Origin of the sequence: Chitinophaga sp. (genome assembly GCF_036566945.1) — a bacterium.
GTDB lineage: Bacteria > Bacteroidota > Bacteroidia > Chitinophagales > Chitinophagaceae > Chitinophaga.
This window is the reverse complement of sequence record NZ_DATCVJ010000774.1, coordinates 1-1,860: the sequence shown is the minus strand read 5'-3', so window position 1 is coordinate 1,860 and position 1,860 is coordinate 1. Positions and strand designations below refer to the sequence as shown.

Annotated in this window: 1 protein-coding gene; it reads left to right on the top strand. The window is 44.2% G+C overall.

Annotated features, from left to right (window positions below):
• Nucleotides 1-131 precede the first annotated feature (131 nt).
• Nucleotides 132-1,841, top strand: a complete 1,710-nt coding sequence (locus tag VIP81_RS23335; RefSeq protein ID WP_331967050.1) for an ATP-binding protein — start codon at nucleotides 132-134, stop codon at nucleotides 1,839-1,841.
• Nucleotides 1,842-1,860: the final 19 nt, after the last annotated feature.

Sequence of the window (1,860 nt, the reverse complement as noted above, 5' to 3'; positions counted from 1 at the left end):
CAAAAAAGGGTCACTACCATTTGTATGGGAAAGCCGCATATCAGTCTTTTCCGTATCATTTTGCGTACAAACCTGTTTAACCAGTTATTAAAAACGCTTTCTTCAAACGATATCGACATCATCATATTATCATGAGTACGTTCAGATTAAAAACAAAGATCACGCTGGGGGTATTGTTCCTCTACATCATGTTGTTGGTGGTGAGCATCCTCGGCTACTACTATCTGAACCGCCTGAACGAAAAGGCGAAATTTATTCTCAAGGATAACTACGAATCGCTGGAGTATTCCAAGAATATGCTGGTAGCGCTGGAAGATATGCCAGCACATCGCGCGGCAGCCATGGCCGTGTTTTCAGGTAACCTGCGGAAACAGCAGGCCAATGTTACAGAACGGGGTGAAAAGAATGCTACCGCGGAAGTGACCCGTATTTTTGAATTGTTACAAAAAGATACCACTACCGAGGTAAGTGCTATTAAGAAAAGTATTTATACCATCATGGACCTTAACATGGCCGCTATTGTTGGTAAAAATGAGAAGGTGAAGAAAACGGCAGACAACGCACTGATGTATATTGCGATTATCAGTGGTGTTTGTTTTTTGCTGGGATTTACTTTTGTGTATAACTTTCCCGGATATATTGCCAACCCTATTGATGCACTCACAGAAGGCATCAAAGGCATTGCCAATAAACAATATAGCAAACGGCTGTACTTTACTTCCGGCGATGAATTTGGCGATCTGGCCACGGCGTTTAATACCATGGCGCAGCGGCTCGATGAATATGAACACAGCAATCTTGCCCGGATTATGTTTGAGAAACAACGGGCAGAAGCCGTGATAGGTAGTTTGAAAGATGCCACCATTGGATTTGATGTCAATAATATTATTCTGTTTGCCAACACGCCCGCATTGCAATTGCTGCATATGTCGGAGAAGGAGTTGATTGGACAGCCCGCAGCAGAGGTGTCGAAACGCAACGACCTGCTACGTTTCCTGGTAAGTAACTCCGAAAATGCGCCGCTGAAAATTGTAGTGGATGGCAAAGAATGTTTCTTCACAAGAGAAACGACCGACATACAACATGAAGAAAATCGTATAGGCTATGTAGTGATACTGCGTAATATCACCAGCTTCAAAGAGCAGGATATTGCTAAAACGCATTTCATTGCTACTATTTCCCATGAGCTGAAAACCCCGCTGGCAGCATCTGATTTCAGTATTAAGTTGCTGGAAGATGAAAGAACGGGTACACTCAGTACAGAACAAAAGGAGCTGGTAGATAGTCTTAAACAGGACAACCGGCGCATGATAAAAATTGTGAGCGAGCTGCTGGATTTGTCGCAGGTAGAGAGTGGAAATATTCAGTTGCAGCCGCAACCCGTAACTGCGTTAAACATTGTACAATACGCTATGGACACGGTGCAGAAGCAGGCCGCCCAACGCGAGGTCGTTATTCGTACAAATGTTCCCGATAGTTTACCTAAAGTGCTGGCAGATGTGGAGAAAACGGCCTGGGTATTAGTAAATTTGTTAACCAATGCAATCCGGTATTCTGCGCATGGCGCGGCAGTAGACCTGGCGGTAAGCACTACCGGCACTGATATGGTGTCTTTTGTGGTACAGGATTATGGGAAAGGTATTCCGGTAGCTTTCCGGGGCAGGATCTTTGAGCGATTTTTCCAGGTGCCGGGTATGAAAGGGCATAAAGGCAGTGGTCTTGGTCTGGCTATTTCAAAAGAATTTATTGAAGCACAGGGCGGTATTATAGGCGTAGATAGTGAAGAAGATAAAGGCAGTCGTTTTTACTTTACGTTACCGGAGGCGACTGTTCAACATTGATCTATATGTTCCTTAATCA

Coding starts and splice junctions, on each gene's coding strand:
- VIP81_RS23335 (WP_331967050.1), top strand. CDS start 132: ATGAGTACGTTCAGATTAAAAACAAAGATCACGCTGGGGGTATTGTTC.